This is a genomic window from Haloarcula pellucida (genome assembly GCF_014647235.1).
Classification (GTDB): domain Archaea; phylum Halobacteriota; class Halobacteria; order Halobacteriales; family Haloarculaceae; genus Haloarcula; species Haloarcula pellucida.
On the sequence record NZ_BMOU01000004.1, the window covers coordinates 409,626 to 428,484 of the forward strand.

General features: G+C 67.3%; 25 protein-coding genes and 1 pseudogene. 19 read left to right on the forward strand and 7 right to left on the reverse strand.

From position 1 onward, the window contains the following. Positions 1–42: 42 nt before the first annotated feature. Positions 43–957: a polyprenyl diphosphate synthase gene (gene uppS / locus IEY28_RS14235; protein WP_188998982.1), complete on the reverse strand. Its 915-nt coding sequence runs from the start codon at positions 955–957 to the stop codon at positions 43–45. Between the two features lie 103 nt (positions 958–1,060). Here uppS and IEY28_RS14240 point away from each other — a divergent pair, with 103 nt between their 5' ends. The 3 genes from IEY28_RS14240 to IEY28_RS14250 all read left to right on the forward strand — a co-directional run bounded on the left by IEY28_RS14240 (position 1,061) and on the right by IEY28_RS14250 (position 1,966). Continuing rightward, positions 1,061–1,255 (forward strand): cold-shock protein, encoded by a 195-nt coding sequence (locus IEY28_RS14240; RefSeq protein ID WP_166971806.1) that lies wholly within the window; start codon positions 1,061–1,063, stop codon positions 1,253–1,255. A 2-nt stretch (positions 1,256–1,257) separates the two neighbouring features. Further along, entirely contained in the window at positions 1,258–1,452 is a 195-nt protein-coding gene (locus IEY28_RS14245; protein WP_166971808.1) for a cold-shock protein, read from the forward strand. Between the two features lie 103 nt (positions 1,453–1,555). Further along, positions 1,556–1,966, forward strand: a complete 411-nt coding sequence (locus IEY28_RS14250; RefSeq protein ID WP_166971810.1) for a DUF5778 family protein — start codon at positions 1,556–1,558, stop codon at positions 1,964–1,966. Here IEY28_RS14250 and IEY28_RS14255 read toward each other — a convergent pair. Continuing rightward, positions 1,963–2,247 carry a DUF7577 domain-containing protein gene (locus tag IEY28_RS14255; RefSeq protein WP_188998985.1) on the reverse strand — a complete coding sequence of 95 codons (285 nt, stop codon included), beginning with the start codon at positions 2,245–2,247 and terminating at the stop codon, positions 1,963–1,965. The genes IEY28_RS14250 and IEY28_RS14255 overlap by 4 nt on opposite strands. Before the next feature lie 134 nt (positions 2,248–2,381). Between IEY28_RS14255 and ahbB the strand changes: the two genes are divergently transcribed. The 7 genes from ahbB to IEY28_RS14290 all read left to right on the forward strand — a co-directional run bounded on the left by ahbB (position 2,382) and on the right by IEY28_RS14290 (position 7,151). Beyond that, positions 2,382–3,449 carry a siroheme decarboxylase subunit beta gene (ahbB, locus tag IEY28_RS14260; RefSeq protein WP_188998988.1) on the forward strand — a complete coding sequence of 356 codons (1,068 nt, stop codon included), beginning with the start codon at positions 2,382–2,384 and terminating at the stop codon, positions 3,447–3,449. Then, positions 3,446–4,093 (forward strand): precorrin-2 dehydrogenase/sirohydrochlorin ferrochelatase family protein, encoded by a 648-nt coding sequence (locus IEY28_RS14265; protein ID WP_188998991.1) that lies wholly within the window; start codon positions 3,446–3,448, stop codon positions 4,091–4,093. The genes ahbB and IEY28_RS14265 overlap by 4 nt, the downstream gene beginning before the upstream one ends. Continuing rightward, a complete protein-coding gene (gene hemA / locus IEY28_RS14270; RefSeq protein ID WP_396275521.1) occupies positions 4,090–5,433 on the forward strand; it encodes a glutamyl-tRNA reductase in 1,344 nt (447 codons plus the stop codon). The genes IEY28_RS14265 and hemA overlap by 4 nt, the downstream gene beginning before the upstream one ends. Then, positions 5,434–5,721: a hypothetical protein gene (locus IEY28_RS14275; protein WP_166971820.1), complete on the forward strand. Its 288-nt coding sequence runs from the start codon at positions 5,434–5,436 to the stop codon at positions 5,719–5,721. A gap of 46 nt (positions 5,722–5,767) precedes the next feature. Further along, positions 5,768–6,046, forward strand: coding sequence for a 4a-hydroxytetrahydrobiopterin dehydratase (locus IEY28_RS14280; RefSeq protein WP_166971822.1), 279 nt, complete (start codon positions 5,768–5,770; stop codon positions 6,044–6,046). A 5-nt stretch (positions 6,047–6,051) separates the two neighbouring features. Beyond that, positions 6,052–6,438, forward strand: a complete 387-nt coding sequence (gene lwrS / locus IEY28_RS14285; RefSeq protein ID WP_188998997.1) for an LWR-salt protein — start codon at positions 6,052–6,054, stop codon at positions 6,436–6,438. A gap of 83 nt (positions 6,439–6,521) precedes the next feature. Then, complete coding sequence (locus IEY28_RS14290) at positions 6,522–7,151, forward strand: HAD family hydrolase (RefSeq protein ID WP_188999000.1); 630 nt, start codon at positions 6,522–6,524, stop codon at positions 7,149–7,151. A 54-nt stretch (positions 7,152–7,205) separates the two neighbouring features. On the opposite strand, the gene IEY28_RS14295 is transcribed toward IEY28_RS14290, so the two are convergent. Continuing rightward, positions 7,206–8,135, reverse strand: coding sequence for a molybdopterin-binding protein (locus IEY28_RS14295; protein WP_188999003.1), 930 nt, complete (start codon positions 8,133–8,135; stop codon positions 7,206–7,208). A gap of 98 nt (positions 8,136–8,233) precedes the next feature. Here IEY28_RS14295 and IEY28_RS14300 point away from each other — a divergent pair, with 98 nt between their 5' ends. From IEY28_RS14300 to IEY28_RS14310, 3 genes are all read left to right on the forward strand, one after another. Next, complete coding sequence (locus tag IEY28_RS14300; RefSeq protein ID WP_188999006.1) at positions 8,234–9,007, forward strand: GIDE domain-containing protein; 774 nt, start codon at positions 8,234–8,236, stop codon at positions 9,005–9,007. Between the two features lie 108 nt (positions 9,008–9,115). Continuing rightward, positions 9,116–9,472, forward strand: a complete 357-nt coding sequence (locus IEY28_RS14305) for an Hsp20/alpha crystallin family protein (protein WP_166971832.1) — start codon at positions 9,116–9,118, stop codon at positions 9,470–9,472. A gap of 16 nt (positions 9,473–9,488) precedes the next feature. Continuing rightward, positions 9,489–11,192: an ABC1 kinase family protein gene (locus tag IEY28_RS14310; RefSeq protein WP_188999010.1), complete on the forward strand. Its 1,704-nt coding sequence runs from the start codon at positions 9,489–9,491 to the stop codon at positions 11,190–11,192. Between the two features lie 106 nt (positions 11,193–11,298). On the opposite strand, the pseudogene IEY28_RS21015 reads toward IEY28_RS14310, so the two are convergent. The 4 genes and pseudogenes from IEY28_RS21015 to IEY28_RS14325 form a co-directional block, all read right to left on the reverse strand. Beyond that, positions 11,299–11,379, reverse strand: a pseudogene (locus IEY28_RS21015) (twin-arginine translocation signal domain-containing protein); the annotation flags it as partial. 499 nt (positions 11,380–11,878) lie between these two features. Next, complete coding sequence (locus tag IEY28_RS14315) at positions 11,879–12,433, reverse strand: hypothetical protein (RefSeq protein WP_188999013.1); 555 nt, start codon at positions 12,431–12,433, stop codon at positions 11,879–11,881. 4 nt (positions 12,434–12,437) lie between these two features. Then, the gene (locus IEY28_RS14320; protein WP_220639389.1) at positions 12,438–13,775 is read right to left on the reverse strand and encodes an NRAMP family divalent metal transporter; all 1,338 of its coding nucleotides are present in this window, start codon (positions 13,773–13,775) and stop codon (positions 12,438–12,440) included. Further along, positions 13,776–14,546: a phytanoyl-CoA dioxygenase family protein gene (locus tag IEY28_RS14325; protein ID WP_188999016.1), complete on the reverse strand. Its 771-nt coding sequence runs from the start codon at positions 14,544–14,546 to the stop codon at positions 13,776–13,778. 149 nt (positions 14,547–14,695) lie between these two features. Here IEY28_RS14325 and IEY28_RS14330 point away from each other — a divergent pair, with 149 nt between their 5' ends. From IEY28_RS14330 to IEY28_RS14355, 6 genes are read left to right on the forward strand one after another with little or no spacing between them, the layout of a single operon-like run. Further along, on the forward strand, positions 14,696–15,076 hold the full coding sequence (locus tag IEY28_RS14330) for a translation initiation factor IF-5A (RefSeq protein WP_188999020.1): 381 nt from the start codon (positions 14,696–14,698) through the stop codon (positions 15,074–15,076). A 2-nt stretch (positions 15,077–15,078) separates the two neighbouring features. Beyond that, entirely contained in the window at positions 15,079–15,879 is an 801-nt protein-coding gene (gene speB / locus IEY28_RS14335; RefSeq protein WP_188999023.1) for an agmatinase, read from the forward strand. 38 nt (positions 15,880–15,917) lie between these two features. After that, a complete protein-coding gene (locus IEY28_RS14340) occupies positions 15,918–16,679 on the forward strand; it encodes a LolA-like protein (protein ID WP_188999028.1) in 762 nt (253 codons plus the stop codon). A 41-nt stretch (positions 16,680–16,720) separates the two neighbouring features. Further along, on the forward strand, positions 16,721–17,479 hold the full coding sequence (locus IEY28_RS14345) for a hypothetical protein (RefSeq protein WP_188999031.1): 759 nt from the start codon (positions 16,721–16,723) through the stop codon (positions 17,477–17,479). Positions 17,480–17,511: 32 nt separating this feature from the next. Further along, entirely contained in the window at positions 17,512–18,279 is a 768-nt protein-coding gene (locus tag IEY28_RS14350; protein ID WP_188999036.1) for a Nif3-like dinuclear metal center hexameric protein, read from the forward strand. Then, positions 18,279–18,842, forward strand: coding sequence for a SprT family zinc-dependent metalloprotease (locus IEY28_RS14355; RefSeq protein ID WP_188999040.1), 564 nt, complete (start codon positions 18,279–18,281; stop codon positions 18,840–18,842). The genes IEY28_RS14350 and IEY28_RS14355 overlap by 1 nt, the downstream gene beginning before the upstream one ends. The last annotated feature ends 17 nt before the right edge of the window (positions 18,843–18,859 follow it).

Genomic DNA, 18,859 nt, shown 5'->3' on the forward strand with positions numbered 1-18,859 from the left:
CGCTCGGGCGACCGCCACCAGTCCCTCGTCCGGTGTCCGTACTCAGTCGGCGGCCTCGTACTCCTCGTCGAGGGCCTCTCGTTCGCGGCTCGGGAGGGCGTCGCGGAACCGGCCCAGAACGCGGCGGGCCTGTTCGACCTCGGCGTTCTCCAGTGCGCGGACGAGCGTCAGCGCCCGCCGGGCGCGGGTCGTGCGCCACGATTCTTCGCGGTTCTGGTAGGTCCGGATGGCCCGGAGGAAGTCTATCTTCCGGAACTCGGGCCAGTAGGGCGTACAGAAGAACGTCGCGGCCTCGTTCCCGTTGGCGTGCCACGGCAGGAAATTCGAGGTGCGCTCGTCGCCGCCGGTGCGCACGATGAGGTCCACGTCGCGCGTCGGGCCCTCGTAGAGGCGGTCCTCGACGGTGTCGACGTCGACGTCGCCCGACGAGATCTCGCCGGCCTCGACTGCTTCGGCGACCGCCCGGGCCGCGCCGAGCAGTTCCGCGCGCCCCCCGTAGGCCAGCGCGACGTTGAGGTTGAGGCGGTCGTACTGTGCGGTTCTGGCCTCGGCGTAGTCGATGGCGTCCTGCACCCGCTCTGGCAGCATCTCCGTCTCACCGATGGCGCGGATACACACCTCGGCGTCGTGGACCCGGTCTGCGTCGGCGAACGTGCGGAGTTTCTCCTCGACGAGGTCGAAGATGTACGCCCGCTGTTCTTCGGGTCGGTCGAGGTTCTCCGTCGAGAAGGCATACAGCGTCACCTCCTCGATGTCGAGTTCGTCACACCAGTGCAACAGCGACTCGGTCGTCTCCGCACCCTCCGTGTACCCCTGGTTCGTTTCGACGTCTTCCTTCCGGGCGTAGCGGCGGTTCCCGTCCTGAATGACGGCGACGTGGCTCGGGGTCCCGGACAGCTCCCAGCGGAGGAGGCGTTCGTAGGCGGCGTAGCCGAGACTGTGGACCCTGTCTCGCATCACCCGTAGTGTATCAACCGAGCGATAAGGCGTTTGTGGCTCCGACCGCCCATGTGACTGCGCCGCATAGTTTTAATACCCCCGACGTCTACGTAGAGATGCAATGGCGACCGGTACGGTAGACTTCTTCAACGATACGGGCGGTTACGGCTTCATCAAGACAGACGACGCTGAGGAGGACGTGTTCTTCCACATGGAAGACGTCGGCGGCCCCGACCTCGAAGAGGGCCAAGAGGTCGAGTTCGACATCGAGCAGGCGGACAAGGGTCCGCGAGCGAAGAACCTCACGAGGTTGTAACGATGGCGACCGGCACAGTCGACTTCTTCAACGACACGGGCGGGTACGGCTTCATCGAGACGGACGACGCCGAGGAGGACGTGTTCTTCCACATGGAGGACGTCGGCGGCCCCGACCTCGAAGAAGGCCAAGAGGTCGAGTTCGACATCGTGCAGGCGGATAAGGGTCCGCGCGCCGAGAACGTGACGCGCCTGTAAGCGAACACGTTCGTGGCCGACGAGACTGTCGTGGTGGCGAGAGCGGCCGCTACGGCGTCGTGAATCCGAAGTGCATTAGGCACCCGCAAGCGCAGGTGTTCGTATGAGCGACGCCGACACACTCGATGACGACCTGTACCGCCGGACGAAACAGTTGCTGGAACCCGGCGAGATTCAACTCAACGGCGCCGTCGTCCACACGGAGTACGACGGCAGCGACGAGATAGAGATGATGCAGGCCACCATCGACGTCGGCGACGACATCGCGGAGGGGTACGGGATGGACCCGACAGACACCTTCGTCTACTCCGGCAGCGACGACCCGGAGTTCGCCTCGAACCAACACCAGGGGCTGACGCTGGACGGCGAGGAGTTCGTCTGGGAGTGCCAGCAACTCCTGCGTAACGGGTCGTTCGACCTCGTCTTCTACTACGAGGCCAGCGCGGACCACGAGGCCATCTTAGCGGCCATCGAGGACCGCGGGTTCGCGGTCACCGGCGTCCGCGGCGACTAATCGGAGAGCCGTTCCTGACAGTTGTGGCAGTAGGTGTAGTCGGGACCGTTCGCCGACCCACAAAACTGGCAGGTCCGGGCCTCGACGTCCGCCTTCTCGAAGTAGGCGTTTAGCTGGCCCGTATCGAGGCCGGCCCGCCGACCGCTGAACTGCTCGACGAGTGACTCCCGTGCGGTGTAGTCCATGACGCGGAACATGACGACGAAAAAGAGCGGCGCACCCACCAGTACGAGACAGTAGACGAGCAACCGCACCGCCAGTTCAGCGGTGGATATCTGCACGGGGCGACTAGGTGTCGGAGGCGCTAAAGCACTGGGTCGAACAGACCGGAGCAGACCACAAACTCCCAGTCCCGCCCGCGTGTGGCGATACCGCTCCCGCGCCGTTTTTATTCACAGAGTCCCGAGCGTCGTACATGAGCGAAGACCTCGGGCGGGTGGACAGGGCCATCCTCAACGCGTTTCAGGGCGGGTTCCCGGTCGTCGAGCGACCGTTCGAACCGGCGGCGGCCGCACTGGCCGAGTACGACGTGGACGTGAGCGCGGACGACCTCCTCGAACGGGTCCAGCGACTCGACGAGGCGGGAGTGTTGACCCGCTTTGGCGCACTCATCAACGCCGAGGAAATCGGTGGGACGGCGACGCTGGTGGCGACACACGCCCCCGAGGACGCCTACGACGACCACGCGGAGATGGTGAACGCCCACCCCGAGGTCGCCCACAACTACGAGCGCGAACACCCCTATCTCAACATGTGGTTCGTCCTCTCGGTGGCCGAGGAGAGCCGCGTCGAGGACGTACTGGCCGAGATAGAGGCAGAGACCGGCGAACCGACGTTCAACCTCCCCAAACAGCAGGAGTTCCACGTCGGCGCGAAGTTCCCCGTCGAGGGCCCACAGACGCAGGCTATCGACTGCTCGGACGCCGGCCCCGACGTGACACCGACCGACAGGCAGTCCCTAACCCCCGAGGAACTCGACCTCGTCCTGGAGATTCAGGGCGGACTCCCCGTCACCGAGACGCCGTACGCCGACGTGGCCGACGCCATCGGTGCCGACACCGAGTGGGTCCTAGAGACTATCAAGCGGTTCGACGCGGAGGGGAAGGTCCGCCGGGTCGGTGCCATCCCGAACCACTACGCGCTGGGCTACTCGGAGAACGGGATGACCGTCTGGGACGTGCCCGACGACGTCGTCGACGAGGTGGGACCGGCTATCGCCGAGTTCGACTTCGTCACCCACTGCTACGAGCGACCGCGCCACGAGGACGTCTGGCCGTACAACTTCTTCGCGATGACCCACGGCCGCGACGAGGCCGAGAGCGAGCGCCGCATCCAGCAGGTCCACGACCGGATGGCCGAGTACTGGGACGTCGGCGACGACGACTGGGACACCCTGTTCTCGACGCGAATATTGAAGAAGACGGGCATTAGAGTTAAGGATAGAGCCGAAGCGAACGTCGAATCGGCCCCCGACCAGGGATGATACCGCTACTCCACGACTTCGAAGGCGAAACCGTGCTCGTCGTCGGCGGCGGCCCCGTCGGCGCGCGGAAAGCCCGGCGGTTCGCCGAGGAGGCGTCCGTCGTCGTCGTGAGTCCCGAGTTCGGGGACCGCGAGTTCGGCGGTGCCGAGTTGATTCGTGCCGCGCCCGACACCGACGAGATTCGACGGTGGATAGCGCGAACCGACCCGGCGCTGGTCGTCGCCGCGACGGACGACGCGGACCTGAACGCGGCCGCCGAGTCGGCCGCCCGGGACCACGGCGCACTCGTCAACCGCGCCGACGACCACGGCGACCAGTCGGTCGGGAACGTCGTCGTGCCGGCGACGGTCCGGGACGACCCGGTGACGATGGCCGTCGCCACCGGCGGCCGGGCCCCGGCGCTGTCGAAACACCTCCGCGAGCGGTTCGAGTCGGAGTTCGCCGGCGCGGGCGAGATGGCTGAACTGACGGGCGAACTGCGAGAGACCCTCAAATCGGAGGGAGTCCCGCCCGCCGAACGGCGAGACGCAGTCCGCGCCGTCGTCAGAGAGCGAGAGGTTTGGAAGGCTTTAGATAGTGGTAGAACCAAAGCCCGACAGGTAGCCCAAGACGTGATCGGAGATTTCCCGGGTGAGACCACGTGATGAAGGACAACGGCGTCATCGTCGGCGTTCGCGTATCACACGACCGCGCGAGCGTCGATCAACTGGAGACGGCAGCGACGGACAGTCAACGCCACGCCGTCGAGTCGCTGCTCTCTCGACCGGGCGTCGAGGAGGCGCTCGCGCTCCAGACGTGCAACCGGACGGAGGGGTACGTTGTCGCACCCGACCACGAGACGGGCCTGGACGCCCTCTCGCTTTTCACGCACGACATCTCGGACGACGTAGCCGTCACGATGGACCACGAAGAGAGCCTGCGCCACCTGCTCCGAGTGGCCGCCGGCCTCGAGTCCATCGTGCTGGGCGAGGACCAGATTCTGGGCCAGTTACGCGACGCCTACGAGGACGCCCGTGGCGTCGGCGGCATCGGCCCGCTGCTGGAAGACGGCGTGACGAAGGCCATCCACGTCGGCGAGCGCGCCCGTAACGAGACCCGAATCAACGAAGGCGTCGTCTCGCTGGCGTCGGCCGCCGTCAGACTGGTCGACCGCGAGTGTTCGCTGGACGGCGAGACGGCGCTGGTCGTCGGCGCCGGCGAGATGGGACAACTCGCCGCGAAGGCGCTCTCGACGCGCGTCGACCGCGTCATCGTCGCCAACCGCACCGTCCCGCACGCCGAACACGTCGCCGAAACCGTCGACGTGGACGCGAGCGCCGTGGCGCTGGACGCCGCCGATGCCGCCGTCGAGGAGGCCCGCATCGTCGTCACGGCGACCGGAAGCAACGAGCACGTCTTCGACGCCGAGACGTTCGCCGAGTCCGGCGAGACGTACGTCGTCGACATCGCCCAGCCACGGGACGTCCCGGCCGACGCGGACGGCGTGCCCGGCGTCACCGTCTACGACCTCGACGCGTTGGAGTCGGTCACCGAGGAGACGCGCGCCCAGCGCCGCCGGGCGGCGGAGGCGGTCGAGCGCCTCGTCGACGAGGAGTTCGACCACCTGCTGACCCAGTACAAGCGCAAGCGGGCCGACCGCGTCATCTCGGCGATGTACGAGAGCGCAGAGCAGGTCAAAACCGCCGAACTCAACACGGCGATGACCGGTGCCGACTTCGACGAGGAGCAACGGGAAATCGTCGAGTCGATGGCCGACGCCATCGTCTCGCAACTGCTCGCGGCGCCGACCCGGAGCCTTCGGGACGCCGCCGAGGAGGACGACTGGTCGACCATCCAGACGGCACTGGAACTGTTCGACCCCGAGTTCGGACCCGAGAGCGGCGATCCGCCGGCCGCGATCGAGGACGTGGCTATCGAGGACATCCCGGAAGGGATGCGCGACGAGATCCCCGCGTCCGTGCTCGAACAGTTGGCCGACGATTAGATGGTCACGCTGCTCCCGTTCGTCGTCGGCGTCGGCTTCGTCGTCGCCGCCGTCGGCGGACTGTACGAGGTGACGAACTACACCGAGACACAGCGGCGGCGCGAGCGACGGCTCGTGCAGGCGTTCACCTACGGCTGTCTGCTGGTCCTCGCGCTGGGGCTGGCGGCGACGTGGGTCGGCTTCCAGAACGCCGACCTGCCGTTCTGGCTGTTCGCGAGCCTCTCGGTCGCCGTCGTTGGCGTCGTCTTCCTCCAGCGTCGGCTCCGGCAGCGACTCGACGCCGACTGAACCGGCCGACACAACTGTTTTGCGGCTGGCAGGCGACCGCTAGCGTATGGCAGAGTTGCTTTCCGATTCGGAGATCACCGAGCGCCTCCCCGAGGACTGGGAGCGAGAGGGTGACGAAATCGTCCGAACGTTCGAGTTCGACGCCTACCTCGACGCGTCTGGATTCCTCGCGGCCGCGGCGGGCGTCGCCGAGGACGCGTGGCACCACCCCGAGATGACCATCCGCTGGGGCGAAGTCGAGGTTCGGTTGACGACACACGACGCGGGCGGCATCACCGAGAACGACGTCGATATGGCCGAGCGACTGAACGGCATCTACGAGTAACGGCCGTGTCAGGGGATCCCGACGACGCACCGGCCCGCTACGTGTTCCGCGTGACGGTCCGACTGACGCCGGGCGAGGGACTCGCCGTCGAACCCGACCGCTTCGAGACGGTGCTGTACCGGACGGCGAACCCACCCGGTGAGGACGGGTGGCTGTTCTTCCGGGACACCCTCTGGCGCGGCGAGTTGGCCGACGAAGCCCACTTCCGGCGGCAGGCCACAGACGCACTCGGCGTCCCCGTCGAGTCGGCCTCCTTTAGCGAACTCCAGACGACCGAGGCGTACCTCGATGCGTTGCGGGCGGCTATCGCCGCCGACCTCGACGCGTTCAACGCCGAGAACGTCACCGAAGTACTCTCGAAGTACCTCGGGAGTTCCATCCGCGTCGAGTGATACCGGTCCCCGATTAGTCGTTCGTTACGGACCCGTTAGGGACAGAAAGACTATACCCGAAACTACCCTATGCACTGTTCCCTATGCCCCGAAACTACGACTTCTGGCTATTCGACCTCGACGGGACGCTGGTCGACGTCGACCCGTCGTACACGGTCGAAGTCATAGCCCGAGTCGGTGACCGCCTCGGTCAGGGGTTCACCGAACAGGACGCCGCCCGTCTGTGGTACGGGCAGGGCGATACCCGCGCCGAACTGCTCGCCGACCGCGGTGTGGACCCGGAGCAGTTCTGGACCGCGTTCCACGACGAGGAGGACCCGCAGGCCCGTGCCGAGGCGACGTACCTCTACGACGACGCCGAGCAGTTCTTCGCCGACCGGACGGACCCCGTGGGGCTCGTGACGCACTGTCAGCGGTATCTGACGGATCCGGTGCTCGACCACCTCGACATCGCCGACTGGTTCGACACGGTCGTCTGCTGTGACGACGACATCGGCTGGAAGCCGGACCCGGCGCCGGTCCACCGGGCGATGGGCGAGATGGGCGTCGGGCACAACGGTCACGTCGGCGCACTGGCCGGCGACAACCCCGGCGACATCGGCGCCGCCCGGAACGCCGGACTGGACGGCATCCACGTCCACCGAGAGTCGCCGGTATCCACGGACCGGTGCGTGCGCGGCGACCACCGCGTCACGACGCTGCTGGACCTGTAAGGCCGGGCGGCGAACTCGCTCCGTGCCGTCCCCGGGGCCTACTGTATCGAGTAGCTACGGCAGGTAGTCCCAGTTCTCGACGTCGACGCTGTCGCCGGCGGCCGGTCCCGCAGTCCCCTCCGGGACGGCGACCCAGCCGTCGGCCCGCGTCGCGGTGGCGATGTCGGTGCCCGGGAGCGGCGTAGCGCCGTCCTCGTCAACCGCCAGCGGCACGAACGTCCGGAGCGACGGGTCGGCGTCGATGCCGTCGGTCAGCGGGACCGTCCGGGTCGGATGGGGCGTGAGCGGCGCGTCGCCGAAGGCCTTCAACAGCGGCCGGAGGAGTTGGAGCGCGCCGACGCGAGCCGCGACCGCCGACTCCGGCAACAGGAGGATCGGGCGGTTCTCGACGACCGCCAGTCCCGTCTCCCGGCCCGGGGAGATGGCGACGCGGTCGGCGACGACGTCGCCGAGTTCGCGAACGACCTCACGGAGCGTGTCGCCCGGTTCGGTGCCGGTGACGACGAGCATATCCCGGGTCAGGTCGCGCTGGACGGCCATCCGAAGCGCCGGCGGGTCGTCTGCGACGGGGTCGCGATAGGTGACTTTCCCGCCCCACCGGTCGACGTACTGTGCGAGCGTGAACCCCGCCGTCTCGGTGCGGGCGTCCGCACCGGAGACGTGCTGTGCGAGTTCGTCGCCGGTCGGGAGGATACCGACCTGCGGGCGCTGGCGGACGAGCAGTTCGTCGACCCCGGCGGCTTTCAGCAGTCCCACGTCGGCGGGCCTGATCTGATGGCCTCGTTCGAACACCGTCTCGTCGACGCCGATTGCGGCGTCGGCCACCTGCTCGGAGGCCGTCGCGTCTGTCGCCAGCACCCGCCCGACGGCGACCGACAGCGGGATGCGGTCGGTCCGGTCGACCGGGACGGCGTAGCTCCCGAGTTGGCGGCGGGCGGTCTCCAGACTGCACTCTTCGGAATCCGTCGGCGAAGCCCCGGCCATACCCTTCGTTGGGACTGCGACGGCAAAAGACTCCGGAGTGGGGCAATTCCGCCGTCGGTTCGGGAACGCTTTTGCGCCTCGCCGCCGCGGGTCCGCGCATGGTCCTCCCGCAGTTGGTCGCCCTCGCGTTCCTCGCCGTCGCCGGATACCTCTGTGTCACCGGCGGACGCGAACTCACGACGGTGTTTCACATCCTTCGAAACGACCCGGTTCCCGTCCGAGAGCTACACGGCTACACCGGTCCCGTCGAGATAACCGGTACCGCCGTCGACGGCGAGGAGGGGACGGTGACGGCGCCCTTCACCGGGTCGCCGTGTCTGGCCTACACCTACGAAGTCGAGGAACTCCGCTCGTCGGGCAAGAGTTCCTCGTGGCACACTCTCGAGGAGGGGATGGACGGCGTGGACTTCGTCGTCGACGACGGCACCGACCGGGTCCGCGTCGACCCGACGGGGGCAGACATCCGCCTCGAAGACCACACCGTGACCGTCCCGCCGGGCACCGAGTTGCCCGACAGACTCGCCCGGTACGTCGCCCAGACGGACGCCGTCGACCCACAGGACAGGACGGTGGACCTGCTCGTCACCGAACTCAGCGTCGGGAACAGACAGCGCTTCACCGAGCGCCGCCTCGACGTCGGCGAGTCGGTGTACGTGTACGGGCAGACCAGTCGGGGACCGTCCGTCGAGTGGGGCAGTGACCTCGTCGACGCCGTCGTCGGGGACGGCGACGGGACGCCCGTGTTCGTCGTCTCGGACGCGTCGGAACGAGGGACCGCGTGGCGCTTCGCCCGCGCCGGGCTCTGGCGAGTCGGTCTGGGCGTCGGTCTCGCTGTGCTCGGCTTGCTGTTCGTCGGTTCCGTCGTGTTGTGACCAGTCGTGCTACGGGTCCGGCAACACGCCGGACGACGCTGGTCCGTGTCGTCTTCTGAGCCTGCCGAAACCGCCGGGTTTAACGCCCCGCCGTCCTTAGACCGTCGCATGTCAGCGCTGCGTGAGGCGTTGCGGGACCTCCCGGACGCCGTATTCGCGGACGTGCTCGAATCCGAGGAGGCGTACCTGCTCGTGTTGGACCTGCCGGGCGTGACCGCGGAGACACTCGACGTCAGCGTCGAAGGCGGCCGTCTGGTCATCGAAGGACAGCGCAGCAAGGACGTCCCCCAGGAGTTCCGATTCGTCCGAGAGGACCGGTCGGTGTTCTTAGACGTAGAACTCCCGCTTCCACCCGATGCGACCGGTCAGGGGGCCGAGGGTGCCGTCGACCGCGGCGTCCTCGAACTCACCCTCCCGAAGGCCACTGCCGCACCGAGCACGACGATTCCCATCGACGAGGCCTGATCGGGGTGCCCTGTAGGTGAACCTCCGCGCGTACCGACGGTTCTTCGTCGTCGCATGGCAGTTCCTGCCGCTGTTGCTCGCGTACGCCCGGGACCGGAACCGGTTCCTGCTGGTCGGGTCCTCGCGACAGGTCACGAACGAGCAACGGCGCAAGCGTGCGGCGGCACTGCTGGAGTCGCTGTTGACGCTCGGGCCGACGTTCATCAAACTCGGGCAGTTGCTCTCGACGCGGCCCGACATCCTCCCGCCCGAGTACATCGACGAGTTCTCGAAACTGCAGGACCGCGTCCCGCCCGCCGAGTGGCCGAAAGCAAAGCGCGTCCTCGAATCCGAACTCGGGCCGGTCGACGACCGGTTCGCCGAGTTCGAGACGGACGCCATCAGCGGGGCCTCGCTCGGACAGGTCTACCGCGCCGAGGTCGACGGCGAACCCGTCGCAGTGAAGGTTCGCCGCCCGGACATCGAGGACCTCGTCGAGGCCGACCTCCGGGTCATCCGGTGGTCCCTGCCCCTGCTGATGTACTTCATCGACGAGTCCCGCTCGTTCTCGCTGGAGACGCTGGCCGACGAGTTCGCAAAGACCATTCGCGAGGAGATGGACTACGAGCGCGAGGCGCGAATGCTCGGCGAGATCAGGGAGAACTTCGCCGACAACGACCGCGTCCGTATTCCGCGTGTCATCGACACGCACTCGACCCGACGTGTCCTCACCATGGAGTACGTCCCGGGAACGAAGATAAACGACATCGAGGACTTAGACGAACGGGGCTTCGACCGGACGCAACTGGCCGAGACGCTCCAGAACGCGTACCTCCAGATGATAATCGACGATGGCGTCTTCCACGCCGACCCGCACCCGGGGAACCTCGCGGTACAGGAGGACGGCAAACTCGTCTTCTACGACTTCGGGATGTCCGGCCGCGTCGACCCGTTCGTCCAGGAGAAGATCGTCGACTTCTACGCCGCCGTCGCCGACCAGAACATCGACGCCATCTTAGACGCCCTCATCGAGATGGGGACGCTCTCCCCGGAGGCCGACCGGCAGGTGATGGGCGACGTGATGGAGCTGGCTATCGCGGACGCCCGCGGCGAGGACATCGAACAGTACCGCGTCCAGCAAATCATCCAGCAAGTCGAGGACACCATCTACGAGTTCCCGCTTCGCCTTCCGTCGAATCTGGCGCTCGTGTTGCGGGTGGCGACGGTCGTCGAGGGCGTCTGCGTGACGTTGGACCCCGAGTTCGACTTCATCTCGGTGGCGACAGCGTACCTCCGCGACGAGGGGTACATCGCCGCCGGCGTCCGAAACTACGTCGAGGACCGGGCGACGGAGGTGCAAGACGCGGCGCAGTCGGCGGTCCGCATCCCGCCGAAACTCGAATCCGTCCTCGACCGGGTCGAGCGCGAAGACCTCCAGATTCGGGCCGACATCGAGGATTCGGACCGCCTGCTGGCGACGATGACGAAGCGACTGATTCTTGGGATGTTGCTCGCGAGCACCGTGTTCTCGACGGCGTTCCTCTACGCCGAGGCGCCCCCCATCGTCGCCGCCATCGCCGGTACCGGTGTCCTCGCCGTGTCTGGCGCGCTGTGGTGGTCGTTTCGCTCGAAGAAGGGCGTCCGCGCGAAACCGCAGTTCACCCGCCAGAGTATGCGGGAACGACAGCAGGGCGAGAGCACGGGCGGCCTCGCCACCTCGTTCGAGGACGAGGAGGCCTAGTCGGGTTCGACGACGATGAGCAGCGTCACCGCGGGTGTGCTTGACAGCGGTGCAGCGAACCAGTGTCCCACGCTCCTGGATCGGGAAACAGACGACTCAGAGCGTATTAGGGGGGTTCGGGGTGACAACCATCCATTAGCCCGGTGCCTGCTGCACCTGTTGATTTCAGGACATCTCTTCTATTGAGCGATCAGTCAGGTGTGTGTTCCAATAAGTAATTGTATAGCTAGCTAATCACTTCTACTAGTGACCGACGATAGTTCACCTTCGCAGGGTCGTCCCGAAGAAGAACCACTCGGAGGGGTCGGAAGGGTCGTAGGCGGACTTCTACTCGCCGTCTGCTTTCTGGTTGCTACTGCTGTGCTATTCTCTTGGGTAAGCTCGCTTGTTATTGGGACAGGACTCGCCTTCTGGCCAGCGATTGTTTTGGCACTCGGTATACTCGTCGTTTTCATTGTCACTACCTCACGATAGCTGCACGCACTGTACTGACCAGACCCGGGTCGAAATGTATCATCATCTGAGGGTTTCAACAGAGTCCTATGTTTCAGTCTCTTCAGTAGGACTGATCATCTCAGATGGCTTGGTTATGACAGAATTAGAGCCAACGATCCGCACACTACTGAGCGGCTGTATCAGTCATTACTGGCTGAAAACGGTCCTGTCAAGAGCTGTATTTGGCGTCCCTACGAAAGCTCGACGATCCGGTCTGCCCACGACCGGAGCGCGTCGAGTCCAGCGACCTCGTTTTCCGACACTGAACTGTCGACGCCGAGTTCGTCGCTCTCGAAGGCGTTCAAAACCGCACAGTCGGCCCGCTCGCAGTAGTCGGTCAGTCGCCCCGTCGCGTCCGGGTCTGCCTGCAGCGCGATGGTCGCGTCGTTGACGAAGACGGCCGTCGGGGTCGCCGGTGCGGCGTCGAGCGCCTCGAAGGCCGCCGCGGCGTTTTCCGCGGCGAGCGCGCGGGCCTCGTCGTCGGTCTCGCCCTCCGAGCGCGGCGCGTGGGCGTCAACGACGCCGTTGGAGACGCCCTCGGGGACGGTGGTGAACTGCGTGAGCGGGCCGCCCAGCACCTCGCCGTCCCGTTCGACCGTCGGCGCGAAGTCGAGGACGACACAGCCGTCGGTCCCGTGCCGGGCGACCCAGCGGTCGAGGGCTCGTGCCGTCAACCGCGTCTTGCCGACGTTCGAGGGGCCGACGACGAGCGCCGAACCGTCGAGCGGGACCGGACTGTCCGACATCGTCTCAGTCGGCCGCCATCGAGCGGTCGGTGTCCCGCCCCAGCCAGTTGCGGACCGACAGCCCCGCGAGGCCGAGCATCGCCGCGGCGAGGACGGCGGCGAAGGAAAGAATCGACAGCGACACGGGGTCGGTCACGCCGCCGGCCGCCACGCGCTTGACCCACTGGCCGGCGACCACGGTGCTGATACCGATCAGCAGGAGGCCGCCGACGTTCTCTAGCAGCGAGTTCGTCTTCGGCACGGCGGTCGGGTCGTTGAGGAGGTATACGACGAGCGCAAGCACGAACGGCGTGCCGACGAAGCCGATAGCCAGCGCCTGAATCAGCAGTCCGAACACGGCACCCGGGATGAAGACGCCGAGGATGCTGACGAGCGCGAAGGCGGCGACGGTAGCCTGATAGCGCGAGTCCGAGGTGTCCTGTGCCCATCCCATCTTGTCGGCGACGAGGTACGGCGGGACGACGGTGTTGCCGCCCAGCGTCGTCACGGCCGCGCCCCAGAGACCGAGCAGGAACAGCCACTTCGCGTTCGATCCGACGAGGGGGCCGAGCGCTGTCGCGGCGCCCACCGCCCCGAGACTGGGGTCGCTGAGCACCGACGCGGCGACGAGGAAGATAGCGAGGCTGGCGATGCCGAAGGCGACCAGCATCGACGCCCCGACGTCGAAGACGGCGAGGTCCGAATCCTCGGTCGTCCAGCCGCGGGCCCGCATCGTGTAGGACTGCATCGTCACGAGGGCGATGTGGACGGCGCCACCGAGGATACCGGCCGCGAGCAGTGCCCCTTCCACGCCGGCCGGGATGGCCGGGACGAGGCCCGCTGCCGCCGCACCGAAGTCGATGGGGACGACGAACAGGGAGGCGACGAACAGGAGAACCACGAGCGTGACGAGTACTTTCGCACCGAGTTCGGCGTACTTATAGCCGCCGCCGGCGAGGCCGACGGCCAGTACGACGCCCCAGACGACCGCCCAGACGACGGGACTGAAGCCCGCGACTTCCGCGGAGACGCCGGCGAGCGTCTTCATGATGACCAGTTGGGCGAGTCCGGCGGCGACGACGGTGTCGGCGACCAGCAGCCACGCCCACGCCTCTCCGAGGTTGTCCTCGACGGCGGTAACGATGCCGGCCTCCGTGAGGAGGCCGAGTCGCATCGCGAGATACTGCGCGGTCGCACCCATCACCGCAGAGAGGACGACGACCCACAGGAGTGTGTAGTCGAAACTCGCGCCTGCGGTGACGAGCGCCCCGATAGTCGCCGGTCCAGTGGCGATAGCGCCCGCGAGCCACGTCGGGCCCATCTCGGAGAACCGCGAGAGGACGCCGGAGTCGCTGGTCGCCATCTACACGCACCCCGCGAAGCTCTCGCCGGTCACGTCGTAGCTGTCGACCCACTCCGGCGGGTTCTCGTCGGTGAACCGCGAGCGACTGCGCATGTACGAGGCGATGTACGCGCGGCGCCAGTCCTCGGTCTCGTTGGGTGCGGTGTAGTGGGGCAACAGGCAGTGCTGAAAGAGGACGTCGCCGGGGTCCATCGGCAGGGCGACGGCGTCCTCGGGGCCGTAGTCGGCCTCGGCGATGGCGATGTCGGTGTCGTACTCGACGGCCTCGTGGCCGAGCAAACCGTCCGTGTGCGCTCCCGGGACGACCTGCATGCAGCCGTTCTCCGTGGTCGACTGGTCGAGCGCTATCCAGACGGTGACGTGGTCCATCGGGTGGATGGGGTAGTACGCCGCGTCCTGATGGAACTTCTTCTCGCTGCCGACGCGGGGCGGTTTCAGCATCGCGGCGCTACGGAGGAGGTGGAGGTTCGACCCCTGCAACTGCTCGACGACGTCGACGATGGCCTCGTCGTGGACGAGGTCGGCGAAGACGTCGTCTTCACGGACCATGTCGATACCCTCGAACTTCCGAACCGGGTCGCCGTCCTCGAAGCTATCGGCGTCGACATCGGGTTCGAGCATCCGCTCGAACCCCGTCTCTTCGCGGTCGTTCCGGACGTACGACTCGATGCGCGTCGTCACGGCCTCGACGGTCGCGCCGTCGAGGCAGTCCTCGACGACGACGTAGCCGTCCCGCTGGTACTGTTCGAACTGCGCGTCTGTGAGTGGCATACCACCTCCTACTATTCTCCGGTAATAAGCCCTTCCAACTCGCCGCGCCGTCTCTGGCCCCCAGCGACCGTAGAACACGGTTCACGCCAGCGGTGACGCCACTACGTCATTCCAAACCGTTTATACCCCAACAGGGGTAACGCGGCCGTATGGCAAGAGAGCAGACTGAGGTTCGCGAACTCGACGAAGGCAGCTACGTCATGATCGAAGACGCGCCGTGTAAGATCGACTCCTACAGCACGGCCAAACCCGGCAAGCACGGGAGCGCCAAGGCTCGTATCGACGCACGGGGCGTCTTCGACAGCAAGAAGCGCTCGCTCTCCCAGCCCGTCGACGCGAAGGTGTGGGTCCCCATCATCGACCGAAAGCAGGGACAGGTCGTCTCCGTCAGCGGCGACGACGCACAGGTCATGGACTTAGACACCTACGAGACGTTCACGATGCTGATGCCCGAGGACGTCGACCTCCAGCCCGACGACGAAATCGAGTATCTCGAGTACGAGGAACAGCGCAAGATCACCCGCTCGTAACGATGTTTCCCGGTGCGGTCGCCGAGCGCGGGGCCGCCGACTACGCCCTCGTGGGGGCGCCGCTTGACGTGTCGACCTCCTTTCGTCCCGGCGCCCGGTTCGGGCCGCGCCGCGTTCGTGACTTCGCCGAACAGTTCGACGACTACGACCACCGCTCGGACCAGCACTTCACCGAGTTGGGGGTCTACGACCACGGCGACGTCGGCCCGACGGCCGACACCGCCGAGTACCTGACGTTCCTCCAGAGCGCCGTCGCCGAGTTCGACAGGGACGGGGCCGTCCCCCTGCTGGTCGGTGGCGAACACACCGTCAGCGTCGCCGCGGTGCGAGCGCTCGACCCGGACGTGTTCGTCTGTCTCGACGCGCACCTGGACCTGCGGGAGTCGTATGCCGGCGACGAGTACTCCCACGCGACGGTGACACACCACGCGCTGTCGGTCGCGGACCGCGCGGTCGTCCTCGGTGCTCGGACCGGGAGCGAGGCGGAGTGGAATCGCGCCGACGCCGACGACGTGACCGTCGTCCCACCCGAAGACGTGGCCGACTGGACCCCGGATTTCGACGACGCGTCGGTGTACCTCTCGGTGGACATCGACGCCGCCGACCCGGGGTTCGCGCCGGGGACGGGGACGCCCGAACCGTTCGGACTGGCCCCGCGAGAGATGCGCGACGCGGTGCAGTCGGTCGCGCCACACGCCGTCGGGTTCGACGTCGTCGAGGTGAACGACCGCGACGACGGACAGGCCGCGACGCTGGCGGCGAAACTCCTGCGAGCGTTCGTCTTCGCCCACGCCGAGGCCTGACACAAGATTCATTCTGTCGTCGTGAGTAGCGGCGGCCGATGCGCCGCCCTGCTCTCCACGTAGCGCTCGCTGCCTGCCTCGTCCTCGCGGGGTGTTCCGTCCTCGGAGACGACCCCGTCCGCGAGCAAGCCGCCGTCGACCGACTCGACGCCGCTCGCGAGCGCGCAGAAACTATCGAATCGTACCGGTACGACCTCGCAGTCACCGTCTCGACGACGGCCAGCGCTCGGGAAATCGACGGCAGCGGTGTCGGGAAAGTCAACGTGACGACCCGGCGTGCCGCGACCAACCTGACGGTCGACGGTGCCACCAGTCAGACCTACGTCGACAACCGGACGGCGTTGGTCGAGTGTCGCGGCGGCGGCGTACCGAGCGGCTTCTGGGGCAGCGAGGAGTTCCCAGCCGAGCGTAACTGGACCGAGACGACGCCGCTCGGGCGGCAACTCGCGCTCCTGTCCTCGGGCGACCTCTACCACAACGGCACGGAGACGGTCGACGGCCGGGAGACGGTCCACCTCTCCGGGTCGCCCTCGAAGGAGGCGCTCGACGCCTACCGGGACGGGGCGGGTAGCCGACCGCTGTTCGGGTCGCCGAACGTCGACAGCGTCACCGTCGACCTGTGGCTGGACGCGACGACGAACAGACCGGTCCGGAGCGAGGTGCAAGTCGTCGTCAGCGGCGACGGCGAGACGGCCACGGCGACGCTCACGACGCAGTTTCGCGACTACGGCGAGCGCGTCCGGGTGACGATACCGGCGGAGGCACGGGACGACGCGTTCGAGGGAGGGTGTCCCGGCTAGGGCGTGACGGTTTTAAGACGGAGGCGTGAGCACGTGGCGACATGGATCGACTCTCGTCGTGTTACTTCTGTGGCGCGGCCCTAGACGCCTCGCTCTCCGAGTACCCAGTCGTCCCGAAGCGCCTCCAACCCGAGTCGGCGTCCGACCAGCGGGTGACGCTCTGTCCGACCTGCCGGCGGAAACTCGCGACGGTGCTGAGAGAGGTCGTCGCGGCAGTCGACGACGACCCGGAGGACCAGAGCGGTGTGATGGACGAGTCCGGGCTGGACCCGCACCCGGATCCGATGGCTGTCGGCGACGCCAACGAGACGGGGACGGCCGTCGAAGAAGCGGGGTCCGACGCGGGTCTGCTGGAGGACACGAGCGACGACGAAGCCGAGGGACCGCTCGACAGCGACGAGGCCGAATCGCAGTCGGCCGAACCCGACCGCACGCATCCGATGGCGGCCGCCGACGAGACGGACGACGCCGACGAGTCGAGCGAGACGACCGCGACGGAGCCGGTGTCACCGGGCGCGGTCGAGACGACTGCCGCCGAGAGCGAACCCGAGTCGGCCAACGAGGTCGACGATACCGGGGCCGACGACACGAGTGACGGCCCGTCGCTGACTCGACTGGAGTACAGCAAGGTGATGCGTCTGCTCCAGAACCGCCAGCTACCGGTCGACCGCAGCGAGATTCGTGCGGTCGCCGTCAACGCCTACGACATCGAACCCGAGGAGTTCGATGCCATCATCGACGCCGCCGTCGACCGCGGCCTCATCGGCGAGGAGAACGGGCAGTTCGTCGCGGCGGAGTAAGGCATACCACCCCGGAGGGGCAACACCAGTCCATGCACGCAGGCGACATCGCCGCCCGACTCGACGACGAACTGGACGTGGCCTCCTACGCCGACGTCGACGCTAGCCCCAACGGCCTGCAGGTCGGTCCCACAGAGCAACCGGTCGACCACGCGGCCGTCGCCGTCGACGCCGCCGTCGAGACCATCGACCGCGCCAGCGACGCCGGCGCGGATTTGTTGGTGACCCACCACGGCATCATCTGGGGCGGGGTCGAGCGCGTCACCGACACGACCTACCGCCGTGTCGCACCGCTCGTCGACGACGACCTCGCGCTGTACGTCGCCCACCTCCCGCTGGACGGCCACCAGTCGCTGGGCAACGCCGCCGGCCTCGCGGACGTACTCGACCTCGACAACCGTGCGCCGTTCGGTCAGATGGGGCCGGAGTACATCGGCCAGCGCGGGACGCTGGCCGAGGCGAGGACGCTCTCGGACCTCGCCGAGACGCTCGACGCCGAACTGGACACGGGCGGGCAGTCCGTCCGGACGCTGGACTTCGGCCCGTCGCTCGTCGAGGACGTGGCCATCGTCACCGGCAGCGGCGTCGACTGGGTAGCGGAGGCTGCCGAGGTCGGCGCTGACGTCCTCGTCACCGGCGAGGGCAAACAGCAGGTGTACCACGAGGCCCGCGAGGCCGGCATCAGCGTCGTGCTGGCGGGTCACTACGCCACCGAGACGTTCGGCGTCCGCTCGCTGCAGTCGAAACTGGACGAGTGGGGGCTAGAGACGACGTTCGTCGACTGCCCGACCGGGCTCTGATGGGCCAGCGCGTCGCCTACGAGGACGTGGCATCGGACGCCGACATCGTCGCGTGGTCCCGCGAGTACTGTCGGGACGTACGCCGGGAGTGGGGCGTCGACGTGCGCTTCGACCTCGTCGAGTGGGAGGTGTCTGCCCGCGCAAAGCGGCGCGCGGCGGCCGTCAAGCGCCCGACGCTTCCCGACGCCGCGGTGGGAGAACCCTACGACTGGGAGCGTCTCGAGGGGGCCGACGGCCGGCCACTTCCCTGTACCCTGTCGCTGACTCGCGAGGCGTTCGAGGCCTTCGACCGCACCGAGTGGGAAGCGACCTTGCGCCACGAACTCGTCCACGTCGAGCAGTACCAGCGCGACGGCACGACGGACCACGGCCGGGCGTTCCGCGAACGAGCGGCCGACCTCGACACCGACGTCCACTGCCCCGCCTTTGCCGACCCGAAGTACGTCCTCTCGTGTGTAGCCTGCGGGGACCTCGTGGCACGGCGCTACCGGGACTGCAAACTGGTGCGAGAGCGGGAGCGCTACCGCTCGGACTGCTGTGGTGCCGAACTGGCGCTGGACTGACCGGCGGCAGTGTTAGG